16 protein-coding genes are annotated in these 20,489 nt (G+C 49.2%); 5 read left to right on the top strand and 11 right to left on the bottom strand.

All coding sequences use genetic code 11. The annotated features are described in order from the left end of the window. Window positions 1–2: 2 nt before the first annotated feature. The 5 genes from SIK97_RS13325 to SIK97_RS13305 form a co-directional block, all read right to left on the bottom strand. Entirely contained in the window at window positions 3–2,630 is a 2,628-nt protein-coding gene (locus SIK97_RS13325; protein ID WP_057173928.1) for a fimbrial biogenesis usher protein, read from the bottom strand. A 74-nt stretch (window positions 2,631–2,704) separates the two neighbouring features. Further along, a complete protein-coding gene (locus SIK97_RS13320) occupies window positions 2,705–3,415 on the bottom strand; it encodes a fimbria/pilus periplasmic chaperone (protein WP_014229991.1) in 711 nt (236 codons plus the stop codon). A gap of 46 nt (window positions 3,416–3,461) precedes the next feature. Continuing rightward, window positions 3,462–4,001 carry a fimbrial protein gene (locus tag SIK97_RS13315; RefSeq protein ID WP_014838896.1) on the bottom strand — a complete coding sequence of 180 codons (540 nt, stop codon included), beginning with the start codon at window positions 3,999–4,001 and terminating at the stop codon, window positions 3,462–3,464. Window positions 4,002–4,072: 71 nt separating this feature from the next. After that, entirely contained in the window at window positions 4,073–4,615 is a 543-nt protein-coding gene (gene fimA / locus SIK97_RS13310) for a type 1 fimbrial major subunit FimA (protein ID WP_014229989.1), read from the bottom strand. A 39-nt stretch (window positions 4,616–4,654) separates the two neighbouring features. Next, window positions 4,655–5,155, bottom strand: a complete 501-nt coding sequence (locus SIK97_RS13305) for a helix-turn-helix transcriptional regulator (RefSeq protein ID WP_009653324.1) — start codon at window positions 5,153–5,155, stop codon at window positions 4,655–4,657. Window positions 5,156–5,742: 587 nt separating this feature from the next. Between SIK97_RS13305 and SIK97_RS13300 the strand changes: the two genes are divergently transcribed. Both SIK97_RS13300 and SIK97_RS13295 read left to right on the top strand, forming a co-directional pair. Continuing rightward, entirely contained in the window at window positions 5,743–6,084 is a 342-nt protein-coding gene (locus SIK97_RS13300) for a type II toxin-antitoxin system RelE/ParE family toxin (RefSeq protein ID WP_049083459.1), read from the top strand. Between the two features lie 4 nt (window positions 6,085–6,088). Then, entirely contained in the window at window positions 6,089–6,349 is a 261-nt protein-coding gene (locus SIK97_RS13295; RefSeq protein ID WP_049083458.1) for a helix-turn-helix domain-containing protein, read from the top strand. Window positions 6,350–6,374: 25 nt separating this feature from the next. On the opposite strand, the gene SIK97_RS13290 is transcribed toward SIK97_RS13295, so the two are convergent. Next, entirely contained in the window at window positions 6,375–9,980 is a 3,606-nt protein-coding gene (locus SIK97_RS13290) for an AAA domain-containing protein (RefSeq protein ID WP_319610937.1), read from the bottom strand. Window positions 9,981–10,533: 553 nt separating this feature from the next. Next, window positions 10,534–11,895 carry a HEPN/Toprim-associated domain-containing protein gene (locus SIK97_RS13285; protein WP_003036316.1) on the bottom strand — a complete coding sequence of 454 codons (1,362 nt, stop codon included), beginning with the start codon at window positions 11,893–11,895 and terminating at the stop codon, window positions 10,534–10,536. Window positions 11,896–12,730: 835 nt separating this feature from the next. Here SIK97_RS13285 and SIK97_RS13280 point away from each other — a divergent pair. The 3 genes from SIK97_RS13280 to SIK97_RS13270 all read left to right on the top strand — a co-directional run bounded on the left by SIK97_RS13280 (window position 12,731) and on the right by SIK97_RS13270 (window position 15,052). Further along, on the top strand, window positions 12,731–13,669 hold the full coding sequence (locus tag SIK97_RS13280; protein ID WP_003036321.1) for a hypothetical protein: 939 nt from the start codon (window positions 12,731–12,733) through the stop codon (window positions 13,667–13,669). Between the two features lie 78 nt (window positions 13,670–13,747). Next, on the top strand, window positions 13,748–14,227 hold the full coding sequence (locus SIK97_RS13275) for a hypothetical protein (RefSeq protein WP_031617716.1): 480 nt from the start codon (window positions 13,748–13,750) through the stop codon (window positions 14,225–14,227). Window positions 14,228–14,248: 21 nt separating this feature from the next. Continuing rightward, a complete protein-coding gene (locus SIK97_RS13270) occupies window positions 14,249–15,052 on the top strand; it encodes a TIGR02391 family protein (RefSeq protein WP_003036327.1) in 804 nt (267 codons plus the stop codon). A 419-nt stretch (window positions 15,053–15,471) separates the two neighbouring features. Here the strand turns inward: SIK97_RS13270 and qatD are convergent, their stop codons facing one another. From qatD to qatA, 4 genes are read right to left on the bottom strand one after another with little or no spacing between them, the layout of a single operon-like run. Next, the gene (gene qatD, locus SIK97_RS13265; protein ID WP_003036330.1) at window positions 15,472–16,224 is read right to left on the bottom strand and encodes a Qat anti-phage system TatD family nuclease QatD; all 753 of its coding nucleotides are present in this window, start codon (window positions 16,222–16,224) and stop codon (window positions 15,472–15,474) included. A 13-nt stretch (window positions 16,225–16,237) separates the two neighbouring features. Next, window positions 16,238–17,605, bottom strand: a complete 1,368-nt coding sequence (gene qatC / locus SIK97_RS13260; protein ID WP_003036334.1) for a Qat anti-phage system QueC-like protein QatC — start codon at window positions 17,603–17,605, stop codon at window positions 16,238–16,240. Next, window positions 17,602–18,477: a Qat anti-phage system associated protein QatB gene (gene qatB / locus SIK97_RS13255; protein ID WP_023337495.1), complete on the bottom strand. Its 876-nt coding sequence runs from the start codon at window positions 18,475–18,477 to the stop codon at window positions 17,602–17,604. Before qatB ends, qatC begins: the two co-directional genes overlap by 4 nt. After that, window positions 18,477–20,411 (bottom strand): Qat anti-phage system ATPase QatA, encoded by a 1,935-nt coding sequence (qatA, locus tag SIK97_RS13250; protein WP_003036342.1) that lies wholly within the window; start codon window positions 20,409–20,411, stop codon window positions 18,477–18,479. The genes qatB and qatA overlap by 1 nt, the downstream gene beginning before the upstream one ends. Window positions 20,412–20,489 lie beyond the last annotated feature (78 nt).

Raw genomic sequence — 20,489 nt, 5'->3', positions numbered from 1 at the left:
CCTTAGCGGCACTCGGCGGACAGCGGGATCAGCATCTGGTTCTGTTTTTCCGGCGGCAGGCTGTAGTCAGCCTCGCAGCTGGCGTTCGGACCTTCGCCCCATTTCGCCCGCACTTTGCCCGCCAGGGGCATCCCGCTCAGGTAGACCTGGCCGTTATCGGCGACGATGCTGCTGGCCTGGCTGCCGTCAGAAGTCACCAGCGCGCCGAAGGGAACCGGCTTTCCGTTATAGATGAGCGACATCAGCAGCTTGAGCCCGACGTGGGCCTTAAATTCCGCGCGGACAATGGCGCCGTGGGTCGGCACCACGCTGGCTACCGCATCGTCTAGGTCGACGTTATCGGCCAGGCTGTTGGTGTCCAGCGCCACCCGGTTTTCCCGGTATTCGGTGGCGTAGGGCAGCACGGCGTAGCCGCGCCAGTCGGTCTGAACCCCGGTCTGGTTTTCCACTTTGACGTTGTCTGCGCCGGGGGCTTTGATCAGCACCACCGTGTCGTTCATCGGCTGGCTCAGGGTGACGCCGTCGGCGTGGGCCAGCACGCCGCCGCTCAGGCCGTAGTACAGCTGTTTGATGCCGTCGCTGCGGCTGTAGCCGACGTTGGCGTTGCCGTAGCCGCCGCGGTAGTTCAGCGCCGCGTAGCCGGTGCCGCCGCTGTTGCCCTCACCGCCGCCGGCGTAGCCGGTCTGCATGCTGTAGCTCAGGTTGTTGCCCTCCAGCAGCGTGCCGTACAGCCCGGCGAGGCTGGTGGTTCTGCCGTTCAGATCGTTGGACATGCTGTAGCTGGCGCTGGCGTGTCGCCAGGCCGATTTGCTGTCGGAACGCAGCCAGTGGCTGAACGGAATATTGACGTTGACCGCCAGCATCTGGTCGCGCCCCTGCTGCCAGGCGTTTTTGGTCAGGCTGTAGCTGAGCGTCCAGTTGATATCGTCGATGGCGGCGTTGAGTCCTGCCTGAAGCTGCTGATCGGCCTTGCCGGTGCCCCAGTAGGTCTGGTGGCTGCCGCTCAGGTAGAGCGTGGCGGTGCGCCCCAGCTGCTGGGTGACGCTAAGCTGCACTTTGCCGCGCTTGTTGTAAGCGAGGTTGTAGTAGTCGGTGAATTTAGGCTTCACTTCAATCACCCCGTCCTGGGTCTCGACGTTGTAGCCGCTCATCCGGCTGTAGGTGGTATCGGCGAAGCTGAAGTAGCCGCGCGTCGAGTAGCGGTAGCCCACCAGCTGAATATTGGTGCCGGTATCCGTCAGCGACTTGTTATAGAGGAAACGCACCGACTGCCCCTGATGCTCGCTGTCATCGGGCAGGGTGGCGTTAGCCTGGGTGATATCCAGCGACAGCGCGCCCAGGTCACCCATGTTTTTCCCCACGCCGAGGTTAAAGGCGCGGTAGCGGTCCGCCAGCTGGGTGCCGCCGTACAGCGTCCAGCCCGCCGGAAGGCCGTGCAGCAGGGTGCCCTGGAAGAACTTCGGTTTCTCCTGCTGATTGTTGCCGCTGCGGTACTCGCCGGCGGTAACGGCATAGCGGGTATGGCCCTCGCGCTGGAGCACCGGAACGGACGAGTAGGGGACGGTGAAGACCTGGCTGCTGCCGTCGGCCTCTTTGATGGTCACCTGCAGGTCGCCGCCGTTGCCTGCGGCGTAGAGATCGTTGATGGTAAACGGGCCGGGCGGCACCGTACTCTGGTAAATTTCATAGCCGTTCTGTTTGACCGATACCTGAGCCGTGCCGCGGGCAATCCCGTGAATGACCGGGGCGAAACCCTTCTGGCTGTCCGGCAGCATATTGTCGTCGGAAGCTAGCTGCGCGCCGCGGAAGTTAATGCCGTCAAAGACGTCGCCGTTGGTGTAGCTGTCGCCCAGCGTGAGGCGCGAACGCAGTAGCGTAATATCACGCTCAAGCCAGGTATTGACGTGCTGCCACTTGTTTTCATTGGTCGACGAACTGCCGCTGCTGCTGTAGCTCCAGGTGGTGTTGTCGCGCAGGCGCCAGGCGCCGAGGTTCAGCCCGCTCTGCAGGTTCAGGTACGCGTAGTTGCTGCTGCCGCCGACGTCGTTGTGCACGTTGTTGCCGGTGAAGTTGTAGTTCAGTAGCCCGGCGTTAATTCCGTGGTCCCAGAGCTCAGGCGGAATATAGCCGCGGGCGCGGTTGCCCATAAACGCCTGGGGCACGGTCAGATACAGCCGCTGCTGCCCGGCATCAAAGCGGGTGGTGGCGTCTTTGATCATCTCGGTTAGCGGTACGCAGGCATCCGCCGCCAGCACGTCGATTCCGGCAATGGCCGCGGTATTCACGCCCATGCTGGCCAGCTGTCCGCGGGTCAGGCAGGGGGCCAGCCCGTGGCCCTTTTCAGCGGCATTAAAGGTGATATCGCGGGTGGTCATATACCCGTCATTCAGGTAGATATCCGCGCGATAGGTACCCGGCGGCAGCTCCTGGCCCTTTTCAAAACCGGACAGATCCGCCACGGCGGCGGGATCGTCCGCCAGAAAGCGTGGGTTGAAATAGAGCTCCGCCTGCGCGTAAAAAGCCGGTGAGGAAAGTAAAAGGGCAAGGGGGATCTGCGCGAATACGCGAGCAGATCCTGGAGTCATTCGCCGGGAGCCCAAGTGGTCGAGTCCATATTTCAGATGTGACATAGTCCCTCCGGTCCAAAGTCGCCCGGCCATCGTTATTTTTTTCGTTCAGGGGGAGAGCGCTGCTCCCCGGTCAGTTACTGCATGACGCCTTTCATACGCGGGGTGAGTGCGCCGTAGTCGTTAATCGTCCGGTATGTAATCTCGCGACCTGCATCGGACGGTAAACTGACGCTGGCTTCGCCCATCGGCGGGACCAGCGCATTTTTCAGCACCCGGGTTCCGGCGTTGAGCTCGGTGACCGTCTGGTAATAAGGGGTTGGGTTAATCAGCGTGAGTGAGCTTCCGCTGCGGCGGAACTTCAGCTTTTCCGCGGCCTGATCCGGCGGTAGCGCCAGTTTGGCCGGGCGGTAATAAAGCTTGATACGGCTGATAATCGCCAGCTGTAGCGTGTTTTCGCTGAGCTTTGATTTATCCATCGATGGAATTGCTTTGACGTTCATCCAGAACAGCGTTTCCCGGTCCTGCGGCAGCCGGCCGTTGGTGGCATCGAGGATGCGCAGAGTATTCTCTTTCTTCCCCTGCATGGCGAACAGCGGCGGGGTAATGACAAAGCTCCCGTCTTTCGCGCCATCGGCGTTCTCTACCCATGACTGGATCAGATAGGTGCTGTCGTCGTTATTGGTCACCGCCAGCTGAGCCTGTTTCTGTCCGGCCGGATAAATCACGCGGGTCGCGCCCAGCGCCACGCCGGCCTGCGCCTGAGCGGTAAAACCGGCGGTGGAGAGCAGCAGGAGTCCTGCCAGTAAACCGCGCATCCCGCGCGTGGTAGCCCGTCTATTTTTCATGCTTATCTCTTTCTTTCTCACGGTGAATTCCTGTTACCGGCGCTGATTACTGGTAGGTCAGGGAGAACCAGGCCTGAGCATTTGCCGCTCCTCCGGTGACCTGATTCCCGGTGGAACGATATTTGGCGACAAAATGCAGCGTCGTTGGCCCCGTGTGCAGCTGCGTCCATGCCCCTGCGGGCGCATTGAGTGGGATCTGACTGCCGGTTTTATCAAACAGGGCAACGCCAATGCCGGTCGCGATCCCCGGACCCTCGCCAACCGAGAGGACGTCCGGATTTTTACCATCGGCGACGCCGTGAAACGCCACGCCAACGCGCTGGCTCACGGCGGTACTGCACTCCTGCAGGTGAATATCGAAGGGGACGGGGTTGGTGTCCTCCCCGGCCGAATGAAACCGATTGCTGCTGATTTGCCCCATCTTGACCGTCATCTGCCGGTCGCCCGCTTCAACGCGGCAGGACTCGGCAATGACTATCCCCTGAAAGCGCATGTTTCCGCCGGGCAGCATGGTGTCCCACTGGTTTCCTGCCAGCGCCAGCGGTGGGAGCAATAAAATCAACAGACCAGACTTCATTCTTTGCATCGTTATCACCCTTACTCTTATTCGGATAACGGGCCGTCCTGGCCCGACGCGCTTCCCTGCCTGATGAAAAATTACTCGTACTGCACTTTAAAGGTGGCGTCCGCGTTAGCGGTACCGGCAGTGGCTGCGGCAGTCGCGTAGTAGCGAGCCTGGAACGGGATAACGTTGGTGCCATCGTTCAGCGTGGTTTGCGCGCCGAAGGCGGCGCCATCCAGCGCCAGCGGGGTACCGGTACGGTCAAGGATCTGTACGCCGACGTTAGTCGCGCCGCCCGCGGCGGAGTTCTGCAGGGCCAGTACCGTTGGGTTGGCGCTGTCAATCGCCGTGCCGGTAAACGCGACGGAGGCTTTGGTGGCGACGGTGGTATCACAATCATTCAGCTGGATATTGAAGCCGACAGCCGTGCTGGTGTTGCCTGCGGTCGCCAGCTTTGCAGAACGAACCTGGCCTAACTGAACGGTCTGGTCGATAGAACCAGCATCGACTGCGCAGGCCGCGTTAACCACTTCCCCTTTAAAATGCACCGTACCGCCGTTCACCGTAACGGTATCGGCCAGAGCCGCAGCAGAACTCAGGGACAGTGCTGAAATAACGATAAGTGCTAATTTGTTCATGATAAAACTCCTGTTTATGAATAATCCTGAAGCTATGCTTCACTTAAAAAAACATTTATTGTTGAAAAATAACTTTTGAAACGTAATCCTGTTTTTACAACCTAATTTATTCATCAGGTTGCGGCGGTGCGTATAAATAGTCTTAAGTTTCACGCCAAACTCTTCTGCGATCTCCTGGTTGCTTTCCCCTCTGCTTAACATGCTTAACATCTGCTTTTCACGCAGGCTTAGCCGGTACTTTGTATGATAATTTCCTGAGGTTTCTTTCTTTAAAAAGAAATTCAGGATGCTTCTGGTATTACTTTTTTTGTCCAGTACGGTTATTTTTTCAAATAGCTCGGACTTATAAAAAGCTAAGTCGCTGGAGGCGAAGGCAACAATGTTTTTATTTGAAAAATAAATCCACTCCGAACCCGAAAGGTCGTTAGAGTCCAAATCTATAATCAAAAAGAAATTGTCAATAAACTCTACTCCAAGCAGTTCAATCAGGCCCAGAGTGAAATATTTATCCTTAGATAAAATATTAGTTGATAGATTCATATCTGAACGCGATCTCATCCTTGGGTTGACCTTTAACTCATCGTTAATAAAACCATTCAGCGAATTGAGAGTAATCTAACATCACCCGTCTCAATGAGGCATGCAGCTGAGGCTCTAAAAGACGTAACCACTGCAAAGTTATCATTTTGTGGGTTTTTTGTTTGTGATTTTCATTGTAAATGGTGTTAAAGGTTTATAATTTGTTTTTTTATAGGTTTTTGTAAATTAAAAATGATAGGGTTGAGTTATCATTAAGCTCTGAACAATAGGCACACTCTTTGTATTGGAATTTTCTTAGGGAACATTCCTTGATAAACGTCTGACATCTTTATCTTTAGCCAATCAGATTTCTTTTTATCTGCCTGTGTATATCCCTATAGAGGTGTCCGGATTCTCGCTTTTACGCTGTCTTCAGGACGCTTTCAGCTGATACATCCCGATAGCATCAAATATCTCACCGTCTGCGATTTTCAGCTTTATTTTACGGCCCCATAAGCGTCAGGGGAAAATAAGCATCTCCCTTTCTTACCGGTGGCCTAAATCCTCCGGGGTGCTTAGGATTTAACCTATATTATACGGGAGGTCCCGTGTGGACGATTAAAACAACGGATACGTTTGCCTCGCTCGATGATACCGATCGAGCCAGCGTGCTTGCAGCGCTGTTGGTCCCGCAGGAAAAGGGGCCGGGTTTGTCCAGACCGTATGCCGATACGCTTAGAGGCTCCCGCTACGGCAGCATGAAAGAGCTGCGTATTCAAAGCCGGGGCGATCCGATTCGGGCGTTTTTCGCTTTTGACCCGGCCCGGACAGGTATTGTGCTTTGTGCCGGAAATAAGGTCGGTAGTGAAAAGCGTTTTTACGATGAGATGCTCCCGATTGCCGATCGGGAGTTCACGAGCTGGTTGAACACACTTAAAGAGAAGGCGTAACGCGATGGGCAGAACGCTGGAACTGCTTATTACGGATGAAAAAACCGAAGTCGCGGCCGAAGCTCAGGCGATGGCGGCAGACATCCTGCTCAATATCCACCTCGCCGAACTGCGTGAAAAAGTCCAGAAAACTCAGGTGGAAATGGCGCAGGCGCTGGGCATCAGACAACCGACCGTTGCAGTAATGGAAAAACCAGGGCGTGACCTGAAGTCTGAATTGTTCTGCTTTTGTTGCCATTTCCCGACCGATCATTTTAATGAATAAATAAATGGTAAAAATAATTCTGACCTTACTCCAGCCTCAGCCGCTCCCTAAGCTCCTTCACCAGCGACGCATCATCCAGTTCTGCACTGATCTCATGACGAATCGCATTAGTGAACTGTTCACTGCGCTCGCAGCTATGGTGATAACCATGAGATAGCCAGTTCCAACTCCCGAGAACAATGTAGCGGCCATCGATCATCATTACCTTTTCATGTGTCCCTTCCGTCAACCGGATAATATTCTCTTTTCCTAGTTGTTCGCGGTACTCGGCAACCAGAGTCTCATCATTATCATCCGCACGATCCATGCGCTGATGATAGTAGCCGTAATAAACTTTAACCCTGACGCCACGCCGCTGCGTGGCTACCAACTGCGCCAGCTCCGGCCTCTGATAATGCTTACCTCCCCGGCGGATCCACGGAGCGATGATAACCAGCTCCTGTTCACACTGACTGGCCAGCGCGCTAAATGCGGCAATATGTTCACAGTCGCGATAATAACGCTGTAGACGGGGGGTCTGGCTTAGGCTGGCAAAATTCGGATGCTGGCTACCTTGTTCAAGAAGGAAGCTTTCGGCAACGCTATCCGCAAGGACTTTCAGGTATCCACCTGCTTGCCGCAATCGATGATGGTTACCTACAACGATAAATTGCTGCTTTGCGCGTGAAACCACGACATTAAGCATGTTTGGTGCATCGTTTTGAAAATTCGGATTATCAAGAGGATGAAAAATTACCGGACTATAAATGATGACCTCAAAGCCAACGCCCTGAAACTGGTGCACTGTACCAATGCAGTTTTTCTGCCAGTGATTCATTCGTTGCGCAAGACGTTTAATCAACAATGACTTCTGATTGCTATAGGGTGTGACGATGCCAACATCGGCAGTCAGATCGTAACCAGCTTCTTCCAGCTTATCCAGCAATAGCTCAATAGCATCAACTTCATCCAGATTAGTGTTAACCATATCGCCTTTCTGACCTTCTACGCTGTAGAACATCAAATGATGTCCGCCTGATTTCTCAAACGCGCTGGCAATACGGCTAGAAGGGGAGGCCGTTTCCACGCTGACGCCATGATAGTTCGCCAGTCGGATGAAAAGGTCGGCAATAGGTTGCTGGCACCGGCGATGCTCATCGAGAATGATGCCATTACCCGTATCGTCTACCTTGCCGGAAAGCGTACCCGCAGCACGGTGCCAGCCCGTGACGCTTGCAGGTGAGACACGCTCATACAACGTATTGTTGCTGGCGAAATGACGCTCACGCAACTGTGTTTGCAGGTTTTCTGACAGGTTTCTGATGGGTTCAATTTGCAGAGGATCGCCAACAATCATCGCTTTCTCACTGCGACTCAATAGGGGCACCAGGGATTCAAGCGAAATCATGCCCGCTTCGTCGCACAGTGCCAGGTGCCACGGTTTATGCCCCTTGAGTTCATCGAGCTTACGATAACCAGCAACCTTCCACGCGGAAACCAGCGTGGTCGCCATTACCGGATATACAAGAGACAGTGCGCAATAGAAATCATCAAGCTTATCCAGCCAGCGATAATAGCCCGCACTAAGGCGCTTACTCATCAACGCCCGCCAATGAGTCAGTACCTCTTCCAGCTCAATTTTCCGCTTCAGTTGCTCTTGCCAGAGATAACCGATAGCGGCTTCGAACATTTCCCGGTGTTGCCTGATAAAGCGTTTACGCGAAATGTCGCACCAGTTACCTTCCGGATAAAGCTGTTGATACTGTGCCGTTAGCTGTTGCGCCCGGATGACCTGACGCCATTGTGCCTGCAATTCTGCTACTTCAGTATTAAGAGCCAACAGGCCAACTTCCTGTTGAGCTTCGGGTTCCGCATGCAGGAGCAGCGCCAGTAGCGCTAAGCTGTCTACCTGCTGTGAAAGCATTTCCCCAGCATCAGCCAGAGCAGCCAGCTGACGATGGGGAAGGGAAGAAAGACTGAATTTGCGAAAGTCCTCCGGTGCAGCCAGGCTCATCTGTTGCAACCTTGCTGGATATTTCCTCTCGAAAAAACGAGCCAGATAACGCTTTATCCCTTTGCGCGGATAGTCGCGGTAATGCAGTTCCAGGGCCGGGCGTAGCGGTGAATCCATCCAGCTAAGTATCTGCTCCAGACTATGCTGCTGCGGCCATGTCGCCTGCAACGTCTGGTAAATTCTGCTGGCCTGTAGACGCTGCGCTTTTATCTCCCTAAATTCCTGCAGGCGCTGTTCTAACTGACAGGCTAAGGTATCCAGGTCGTCGGGGTGATGAAGCGAAACATCAATACCGAGTATCTGTGCATGAGCGGCGAGTGGGGGAATTTTTTCCATGAAATGGGCCGGTAGCTCTTTTGCTAGTCGGGTGTCCAGACCACAATCCACAACAGATTGTATCGCGACTGCCTTTTCATTCAGATATGCCCGGTAACAAGCGTTCATCTCGTCGCGATGCTTGAGTAAAACCGCTAAAAAATCGTGCTGCTGCTGTTGGTCATAGCTTTCCTGTCGCCAGCGACCAATCAGTTTCTCAAGCCGGGTAAGCTCATGCTGAACCCGTTCGTTCGAGCCGCTATGAAACCATAACCAGTCCAGATCCTGAGTTGCAGGGTCACTGCGCAGATCGTCAATGATATTCTCCACCGCTTTTATTGCAGTGGACGTGACCAGCATGCCGAAGTTCTGGTCCTTTCCATCAGCAATTGCCAGTGCTCTGGCAACCAGTTGTTGTGCGATGAGTGACTTGAATAGCGTAGTTTTACCCGTACCCGGCGCACCTTGTACGGCAATCAGGCGCTCATCCTGATTAATCGCCTGTATTGCCGCCATCTGCCCATGGCCCAGAGGATATTGCGTTTCAAACAAACCGCCAGTCACCACTTCGTGAATATGCGGGGCCTTCTCGTCACTATGGATATGGCTGAGATACTGCTCCAGCAACGGGAAATCACCAACCGCGTTATCACAAAGCCAGGTGAAATCTTCCGCATCACGCTTGAGGTTGTAATCCTCATTATGCAGCGGAGCCACCAGGGCATTAAACGCAGTTTCCAGCCCCTGATATTTACTGTTTGATTGCTGAGTGACCCATTTCAGAAGAGCCTTAAACGCCTCAAGGAACGTGTCATATTTACATCCCGTGAGCGCGCTGACGATACTCATCATATGACGGTTTTCACCGAGCTCATCCAGCTGAACACCAAACATTTCACGAAAAGCGAAGGGGAATGCGCTAACAAGTTGCCCATCTTTAACGGGAACTAGCAGGGTGTTTTCGTTCTGTTCAAAAAATGATTTTGGGAGGGGGAAAGAGAACAGCGGAAGGTATTTTACATTGGCCTTACCTCGCTCATTTTCGATACAGCGCAGTACCGGAAATAGCAGGTTAACAGGCTCAATGTGGGTAGTTTTACCCTTTTCGTCATATTTAACGAAACGCCGGCGCCAGTGGTTGCGCATTTCAGGCGTAACACGGAGTACTACTCCGCTCTGGTTTTCTTCACAATTATTTATACCGAGCATGAGTTGTTGGTGCTCATGCACCTTGCTGGCCGGTATTTTACTCTTTTCTGCGCCACTGAATTTCACATAATCATGCCACGCTGAAAGGATATCTTTAGACGAGTTTTGCATCATGCTAAAAGAGCCTTAACCTGAGTATCTCCCTGAAATTAATGGTTAGAGAATAACACAGAGGCAGATATTTTAACCCTACCAATGGGGACATCTTTGTATGGAGATATAATATGAGTTACAGCGGCTAATAAGTTTTCCAGTTTGACTGAGATGAGTTAGCGTTCAAACAACTGGCACGCATTCTTATGGCGCTGCAAATGAAGGGCCTGCCAGGCGGGAAGCTATCCTGAGCTAGCGGGGGAATAATGAAAAGCAAAAAGCCCGCTCGAAAGCAGGCTTCTTAAATTTGGCTCCTCTGACTGGGATCGCCTTTGCCAGTAGCTGGCTAATAAATAAGCTAAACCTGAAAACTCTTCCTGTCAAGACCACCAGAATGACCACCAATCAAAACTGATTAGAGCGGTCTCGTGCATTTGGTGATCGCTACTATTGTCACATCTATAAGGGCTGTCTGTTCTGTGCCAGAAACGGACACCCAATATGCCGTATTGTAATATTTGAATGACGTGATACACAATATTATTTTCAGGTTGTTAAAAATAATTCAATGGAGTTAAACTTTTTCTTCAGTCCATATATTTGGATAGTGACTCTTTATTTTTTCAATACGTATTGCTCCAGATAATTTGGAACAAGCATCAATGATCGCATTAAGCAAAGCCTCAAGTTTGGAGGTGTCATATTTACTTTCGATAAGCTTAACTTCTGATGTATCAAGATATCTTTTTGCGTAATACTCTTTAAACTCAAGTGCGCCTTGATACATCCCGGTCTCTTTTTTATAGTTAGTCCATCTAACAATGTATGAGTCATATTCACTATATGTTAAATCCAAGTAACACTCTATAGCGGCAGCAGTTCCATTAATATTGGATAAGGTTAGGCCGTCTGGGCCACAAGTAGGGAAACTTTCAAACTCCTTAAGATCCGGAAGACATATGCAACTCATATTATGAGGAAGCTTCATCTTTATGATTTTCTTGAAAGCTTCAACCCCTTCACTATCATTGTCGAGTACAAAAATGATTTGGTTCTGTACATCAATTTTTACTAATCCCTCAGCAAACTTTGATAATCCCCCAGTGCCGGGGAATGGATGGCCAGATGTTACATCGATGAAACGAAAAAATTCACAAACGCTAGGCTTAATTAGCTTAAATGCCTTTTGTAATATATGTGAGTCCGAGGAACCTTCAGTTGCTATGAGAAAAGAATTTTCACGGTTAATTTCAGTTTTTATTTGGTTAATGTGAACCCATCCGTTAGCGACTATTTCCCCATAGTCCCACTCGACATACTCACTAAGATTATGTTTGTTTTCACTTAAAAGTTTGATCATAGAGTATGGATGAAGTATGTTTATGACACTGAAAAACGCTGTTTTTTCTGACCAGTAAAAGTTGTTATAAGGATCATAGAGAGGAATTCTTTTTAAAATGTCGTTAGGGAATAACTTCAAAATGAAATTATCATTCTCTGTTTTTTTTGAATTATCAAAGTCGATATCTTTATCGTTTAACTCCCCCAGATCATAGCTCTTAAGTAAGCCCAGAAACTCATCAAAACTAAAAAGATTTTCTAAAGGTTCCCAATTATCGGGATAGGCTTCAATCATTTCGTTTCTTTGATAAACCTCATGCTTTACAAGATTTTCATATTCCGCACGAATAGCAGTAAGAGAAAAACCAAGTAACTCAACCCGTTCAGCTACTGCTGCAAGAGGCTTCCTGAGTACGGTCCACTGAAGGCGTCTTTCTTCATCAATTTCATCGGTTTCTTCCAGATCATAGCGTTCGTGCTGAGGTATCATTATGTGGTCGGTTGACTGGAACAATGCACCATGATCAACACCTAAGCTATTTTTACTCCAATCTAGCGTTGCACCTGAAACCTTAAGTGAAATTTCCGTGCCCATAATTCCTCTTTTAAACTGTTGGCAATCACTTAATTAAACCACCAGGAATATCATTTGTCATCAACTATGCTATGAAATTACAAGCGGTATAATGTCTTCAAAATTCAAAGTGAATATCAATCATTAGGAATTAATCCAAGGGCAGAACCAAGCGATCGGCTCGTTGCAGATTATCGCGCTGTAAGTTACGTATTGCACCATCGGAGGTGAGAACAATTATGAGCTTCCACTTTTTGCTCATAGCGGATCTGACAGCCAACAGGACTGGCCGCTTTGTGCCCGCAGTAGGCGTTGCTAACGGCGTAATGTGTCACTCAACGCGGAGCAGTCAAATTAATTAATAGACTTTGTCTCTTCCCTAAATTTGTTTGGTAAACACAGTCAATCAGTGGGTAGCATCATCTACATATTTGTAGACGGACTTCTGGCTTTCAGATGTTAACACGAGGGGCTTACTTGAGCACTTTGAGTCATTCTTCCATCTCGGCCAGATCCCGCACCCATCTCGTAGATAGTCGTTTTGGCTACAAGGCCAATCTCAATCTGCCTCAGCTCTTGGCGACGGATTGTGTTAAGAAATAGCAGAACTCCGTTTTTGATTAATTGAGACAGGTCGTTAAGGACACTCGATCCGGAGATTTGTTTTGTGCGCGAGCTACAGTGCTGCTGTCGCGTCCAGTTTACTAATAAGTTATTCTGCATTTCAAACTCCGTGGGCATTTGGTGAAGCAAGGTTTGCCACCAATATTTGGTGCTTTTCATTGGGTAACGGCGGAAATTCACAGGGACGTAGTAAGGTTTACCGAAGACTAATAGCAGCAGAAAAGGAGCGAGTATGGCGACGATAACGGTTTCTCCGGTTCATTTTGAGGACTACAGTGGTATCCAGTTCGAGCGCCTTGTTTTTGCATACCACCTGCGCGCGGGTTGGCATGATCTGATTTGGCACGGTCAATCAGGAGGTGATCAAGGGCGAGATATCTCGGGTATTGAACCATTTGATGACCAGCCAGCACGTAAGACCATCATCCAATGCGCGAACCGAGACACGTTGACACTGGCAAAAGCCAAGAGCGACATGAGTAAGTCGATTAAAGCAACTGGCAGTGTCCCAGACGTCTTTAAGTTCGTCTCTCGTGGTGCGGTCTCGGATGCTGGCAGAACGCGCATCGAGCAAGCAGCAGCTTCCCTAGGCGTCAGGCATGTAACGATATGGTCGGGCGTAGAGTTCGAAGAAAACTTGCGTCTTCGTGCTGAATATCTGCTGCACCGTTTTGTCCAGGGCGTCGAGTTTCCTGATGTTGAAGCTGATATTCAAAAATTCACGGATGATTTTCCCGACCTTTCCGACGCCGATGTTCTGCAACTGATGGCTTCCGTATTTGACCGGCCAGCATTTCGCACACCGTTTCAACAAGAAAGTTCTCTCCCTGCTTTTCAGAAGGCAATCGAAGATACCATTGGCGCACTAAATACAGGTTTGTGGAGAACGCGTGAGGGCGTCGAGATCAGGCGCATTCCTTCGATCCACCATCTCAAAAATCAACGCATCCAGACAGTGATGGGAAAAGTGGTTCGTCAGGTCGACCAACTGCGGCGCATCTTCGTAACTCGGCTTAAGGAAGGGGAAATCAGACCTTGTGGATGTGGTCAGCCCGATTGCCCCACGTTTACGCTCACGCAACGCGTGGCTGACGAGCTAGACGACGCGAGACAGAGAATCCTCACGACGTTTCAATCAGTGTATACTTCCTTCAGTGTGAGCCTTAGTTAGGCAATGAAAAATGGAACCTACAGCGTACTCATTCTTCTTGAAAGCCCAATATAATTTCTTAAGTATGCGAATGTGATGATGGCACTGACCCCGGAACAAATTCACTACCTCAACCAATATGCACCAGGCGAAGCTGTGTCACATGCATTGTCCGAGCTACTATTCATTGATCATGATCTTCTCGGTATCGATGCTAACGAACGGTCGATTACCTTTCGCTTTGCGATGTACCTCCAGCAATGTTTCCCCGGTTGGACTGTAGATTGCGAATACAACCGGGACAGCATTGAACCTAAACGGCTCAGACATTTGGAACTTTATCCAGACAGCGAAGACGTTGAGGCAAAGACAGTATTTCCAGATGTGATCGTGCATCGCCGAGGTACACGACAGAATCATTTGGTCTTGGAGTTCAAAAAATCAACGAGTCGCGTCGATAGAGAGATCGATCTACTAAAACTTCGAGGTTATAAGCAGCAGCTTGGTTACGAGCACGCTCTGTTTGTGGAGGTCGGCACCGAAGGGCAATCGATCATCACGGCGCTCGAGTGGGTCTGAGAGGTGATAGAAAGATAATTCATGATACGTATTCCATCATTCAACTCTCAGCACCTTGAGGCCGCCTGTCGCGTCCTTGCTGATACCGAACGTGGCTTGAGTGGGTCGCAGATCGAGCGACTGCTACAAGAAATTAAAGTTGCGGACACATCGCCAGGAATGACAAAGTGGAAACGTCTGTTTAATGCGCTCGCAGGTGCGCAGAACCAGTATCAGGTCGGCAACCATCTTATTATGTTCATTAACCGTGCGATGAACCCGGTTAATTACGCCCGTGATCCATCGGTGTTTGCCTGGCGACGTGATGAACTCAATGTTGTCCTGGCTTTTTCCGGTTTTTATATCCGTGAGGATGGTAAGGTCGCGAGCGCTGCTAAAGTAACGACTCTGGATTCTGCTCGAGCCCGCGCCGGGCGACTTAAGGCTGCACTCGAAAGCCGTGCTGTGCATGCGGAAGTTTTGAACTATTGCCGTGCCGAACTTCTGGACGAAAACTATTTTCATGCCGTCTTCGAGGCGACGAAGGGGGTTGCGGAACGTATTCGTCAGTTGTCCGGGTTGAGCGGTGATGGTGCTGACTTGGTGAACAAGGCATTTACCGGACAACAACCTGTTCTGACTTTGGGATCGCTCACCACCGACTCAGAAAAGAGCGAACAGAAAGGTTTTGCGAATCTACTGATTGGTCTATTCGGTGCTGTGCGCAATCCACTAGCCCATGCGCCTAAGAAGAATTGGCCCATGTCTGAACTGGATGCGCTGGACATCCTTACGTTGGTTTCGCTTATTCATCGCAAGCTGGATGGCACGCAGAAACAACTATAGCGGCACCATAGTGGAGTTGCATGAGCTACACAGTGTTGATCTTGCTGTACCATCATTATAAGAAAGCAATCCGAATTCTAAATTGATGATTATCTCTCAATAACCTTCATCTATCTATTTATATGACTTAATTTGCTGATATCTATTTTTTTAAGTAACATAGTGTGTCTTATCTCCGTCTGAAGAGCTGGTTGCAACAATCGTTAACAGGCCCCCCAGTTCCGAGACTGAACTCTTTTCCATTGGTGCACAAAAGCAAAAAGCCTGCTAGTAATCAGGCTGTTCAAATTTGGCTCTGTAATTGGGATTGCCTTATTCAGTTACAAGCTAATATATAAGCGAAACTTGAGTCACTTCTCTGTCAAGACCACCAAGATGAACACCAATCTCTTTTTCATTTAATCATAGTAAGGTTGCCTTCAATAACTGATTAGGGTCCGCAAATTATTCCGAATGACGTAGACCATATCACTCGTGGATAGCCCATATAAATGGGCTAGTTCTTCTACAGTATTTTCTATATCAGCTGGTTGTGAAGGCCTATTATCAATACGTGTGAATGGACCATCGGTTTCTGTTAGCACTCGCTCAATTGGAATAGACTGTATCATAGGAATATGTCTGGCATTGCTAATCATTTCCATATTAATAGAAAAATAGCATCCTAACTCTAATGCTCGCTTCGCCTCGTTCTTTGTTCCAGTGAACCAGTGGAGAACAATTTTCCCACGCCCTAAGGGTAAATATGCTTCAATGAAGTCTAGTACAATTTTGACCGCTCTGACGCTATGGACTGTAATGATCTTATCGCCAGCCTGAGCGCAACGTTGCAATATATGTTGAAATACTCGCTTTTGCGCATCGAGTGACTTGAAAAAGCGAGGACCAGCATCCAGTCCAACTTCACCAACATAGCGTGTCTCCGATAGGTAATGATCCCATAGTTCTAGTTCATTTTCATGGTTGGCTACCAATTGGGGATGTAACCCTAATGCTGCTCGGACATACTTCGTACGCTTTGCAATCTCGTGATTGCGAGGCCATGCGCGCGGTGTTGTCGTAACTGCCAATGTAAATATTCCAGCTTTCTCTGCATCTCTGACTGCTGAATAATGATCAGGGTAGAGATCAAGGTGACAGTGAAAATCGACAAGCCCTTTAGTTGCATTCATGTAAATATCCTTTTCAAGCTGGTCTTGTCGAAACACCGTCGATAAGTCGCGCAACTTCAGCAAGTCCGCGCTGATATACACCAGCTAGCTGGTCTAAATGCATTGCTTCATCCGCAAGCGAGCCAGGCTTGTGAATCAAGATACTTGCTAGTTGCGGATTATCTTTCAGACGAGCAATTGCATATTGAAATGATCTGACCTGTACTCCAGTTGCTTGGCGCGTGTCCAAGGGGTGAGCATGAAGATCTGCCACTGTATACACCGTTGGATCACTATCAGGTCCCCATGCTGCCATTAATGCTGCTCGGCGGATCAGGCATGGCAAACAATAGCCACACTGTTCAATGCCATGCCCCAACCAACGGGCCTTGGCCGGTGATGAGCACGATAGTGAATCTGATATCAGGCTTTTTAAAAGAGAAGGATTTTGGCAAGACGAAGCCATCTCCCCTTTAGTTTTGTTCCAATACGGATTTTGAATTTCGCCATTGATGCCAAGTATGGAAAGTAGTTCATTCCATCTCGCCATATAATATGGGTGCGTCGTGCGAGTACTGTTTGATCCCAATCGTAGTGGATCCAACGGTACATTTAGAGCAATCAATCCATTTTCAGGGACGCGCAAAACGAAATGGTTTCCTAGTCCGGTTCCTGCGAAAACACCGAGAGCAAAAAACAAGAAAGATCTGCCTCGAGTACTATTCTCTGAACTTACGCCTTCCACAAGTCCTTCCTCAAAGGACATACCAACTCGCAATCTCCCTAAAGATGATTTGACGTAATGTTTTTTTAAACCGGCAAACAGCTTAGTTTGTGCATCACTTGTTGCCCCCTCTCCGAAATGACTAACCAGAAGCGGTGTAGTTCCACTCTCTAACGAGTCGATAGCTCCAATTAAACTATCAAGTCCACCTGAGAATAAACTGACTGAATCAAATGGGTGAGCAATCAGGGTTGGTGGTGCTTCTTTGACGACAGTATTAAATCGCTCGGGGCGTGGCCTAAAATCGACCGTCCAGCGATCGCCGGTTAAAAAATCAAGAGAATTTTTGAGGGTTGGCGCTGCTGAATACCAACGAGAGGGATTACTCACAGGTACTATCAATCTTATCTCGCGTGTCCACGAATCCTGCGATTGCTCAACACGCGAGATTCGTGTGTCAGCAGCATGGACATGGGCTGCTAAAACCAACAGGTCAATGCCCATTTCTGTTGGGAATATGCCGATATTGTTAAGGCTGGACAGTGCATGACCAATTCCATAATCCAACGTTTGTTTGCTGGCGACGAGCTGTAGGGAAGTTATCTGTTCATCTAAGCCTGCTACAGGGTCAAATGAATCGTCATAACCGAAATGACCAACTAGGAGTTGTCGCATCATTGTTTATTAGCCTCTGCATCGCCAAGAGCCTGTAAAATTCTAAACGCAGACTCATAGATCGTATCCACGAATCCTTGAATTTGCTCTGGAGTAAGATGATTTGTCCCAATTTGAGCGCGTGCGAGTGCATCGCTTACTCCACCCCGGATGAAATCTCGCACCTGCTGCTCAACAAGATGTGCTGTATGCGCATTTATTGGCATCGTCACCGCTTTGGTTCCAATGTCATTACAAATGCGTGCTTCGATCGCGTGAGTAGCATATAGTTCGAAAACGGTTTGCATTTGATCTGGTGTAAATGTATTCAAATCAGTGAGACCTTCGTTAGCAAGTTCTACGATAGTCTCGATGTATGCTTCACGGGCAATGCCCTCATCAACAGTACCTGCTCCTGGGCAGATGAAATCAGCTAGCCCAATGAAAATTTCAGTGATTGGACGGCCTGCTAGCGATTCTAAATTCAGTGAGCGTAGCGCTTCGTTGACACCCCTTGTTTGTACCTCCGCTAGGAAACCGAGGAGCCGTGCCCCCGCCCCTCTGGAAGCTCCCATACGTTGTGCTGCCTGCCTAGCACCACCTGATGACGTTGAAACATACTTCGATATGGCCCGCCCGAGGCTTGCTCGATCTGAACCACCAGACCCTGCAAATCGTGTGAAGTTATTGCGCGCGTTTGAGAAACGTTGCGGATCAGCTGTACCTGGTATTGGTGGGCGATTTGGTGGAGTCAGGGGTTCAGGACGATCTATTGGCTGCTGGTCGTCTTGTCCTGGGCCATTGCCTTGCGGGGATGCCGGGGGGGCGTTATCCAACCATGATGGAATAAGTGGAGTCCCGCCGCCAGGCCCTCCATAAGCTGTTGATGTTCCCATTAATGTATTCCTTTGTGATTTTTAAGCGCTGCTTCGGCTGCGACTTTGAGGCTGGTATTAGTAGTTAGTTTGCTCCAATTCCCCAATAGTACAGTCAAACGCGCTAAACATTCGGTATCCTTTATAGCACTCTGCCAACCACTTACAGCCCAAGGACCACACTTATCATTTGGCAATGCCTCCAGAAAATCCATTAGCTGGCTCTGTAATTTTGGTTGTGCCTTTACAAGAACGCTCAAACCATCAATTCCTGCCGGTTTGATATCAAAAGTAGCTGTGCTCATTATTTTGCTACGAACTGCCTCGAAGACCTTTTCGGCTTCAGGTTGCACAAGTTGCTTCAACTCTGATTCGTAACTTTGAACCGCCATTTTGCCGCCGAACAATTTCTCGACCACCTCGGCTAAGTGGCCCAAAACTGATACCGGACCAAAATAATCTTTTTTATCTTTTGTTACAAACAAGTAGGGACGTAAGTCGAGACCTGATAACTTCGGTGGGAGCCGAGCCCAGTCACTTATCGTTTCTGAAGATTTCCATTCAGTCAAAACCGTACTATCAGGTGGCAATAATACTTCTGCGGCTTTTTTTTCTTTTGGTTTATCATCGTTTTTATTGGAAATCGTAAGAAACGTCTCTAATGCTTCAAGATCTTTGCAGTGTCCATCTGAATGTATCGCCGCAACAAACGCGATCTGTTCGAACAATCTTGGAATAAATCGCTCAGCAAGCATGAGTTTTGCTAGTACTGGCAGTTTGATATCATCGCCAAAACCTCGCGCTGTTGCGGTGCGGTCACGTAGCAAGAGGGTATTAAGAAAACGCTTGATTTGGCGAGGATTACCTTTTGTTCCGCTAGCCAAAATTGGTCCGATCTGATCACTCAGAATTAGTGCATTATTTGCTTTATCGGCTTGCGAGCCGAGAGTTATTTTTACCGTGGCAGCGTCCAATCCACCACTTGTCCACGGGCGTTTCAACTTTTCCCGCGCAACGATGATTAACTTTTCATAGTCTGGGTCATTCTCACCTATTTCAGCACCAGCAAGAAGTAATGTGACATAAATTCTCGTCTCTGTTTCGCCTAAAGCAGGGATCCGGAACGGGACCTGAATGAGTTTTTCAAGATAATTACGGGCATAGTCTCGTGGCCCAGTGCTGTCAGGCAGGTCAGGGAAGTGCTTACGCACTGAGTACTCAATCATAGCCTCGTCAGCAGCAACAACAAATGCTGTCCGCGAGGTAAATACAAATAGACGAATCGCTTCAAGAGTTTCAATGGCCGTATCAGGTAGACAACGATCAAGATCATCAACCAATACCACAAGTTGCTTGATACCAGCATCTTTCAGTAGTTGATCAAATGCTTTGCGAAATGTTTCCACTTCCATCGGTACATTTTTTGTTTCTCCCTCTTTCGTCACCGCCTTTATTTCATTGATAGTATTAGAGATATTTTCTTTCGTCATAAGTTTGACGGGATCTTCAGCCAAACCTTGCAGGGAGTTGATGATGGAGCCAATTTGCTCAGGTGTCGGAACACCGGTAAATGCGGTTAATGCCAGACCGCCGGCTCGCTTGGCAACCTTTAGCCAGTCGATACTACGGAATACGTCTTTAATAGCTCCTTCAACTTTTTTCAATGCAGGACGTTTCTCTACCAGACCTGAGACGATGCCTTCAATTAAGGCTATCTTTGCATCTTCAAATCCTTGGAAACGCCAACCATTGAACTTTAAGCATAAAACATCATCTTTGTCGGAGAAGCCCGACTCAATCATTTCGAGTACGCTCGACTTACCTGCACCCCAATCACCATGAACACCAATTGTTACTGGGTGATTGAGCTGCTCTCGAAGCAATCCAATAATGGTGGAGGCAATGGCCTCATTGTTTAGCAGATCGATTTTTGTTTCGTTGTCAGTTAGAATCATTATTTTTCCTAATAGTCGTTGCTATTCATCTTATTCAAATAAAATATTAATGAGCACATCATAGGGCTATCCCTAGTA

Origin of the sequence: Klebsiella sp. JN_Kp126 (assembly GCF_033843325.1) — a bacterium.
Lineage (GTDB): Bacteria > Pseudomonadota > Gammaproteobacteria > Enterobacterales > Enterobacteriaceae > Klebsiella > Klebsiella michiganensis.
Note: the sequence above shows the minus strand (reverse complement) of the source record. Positions and strands in the feature narration are given on the sequence as shown.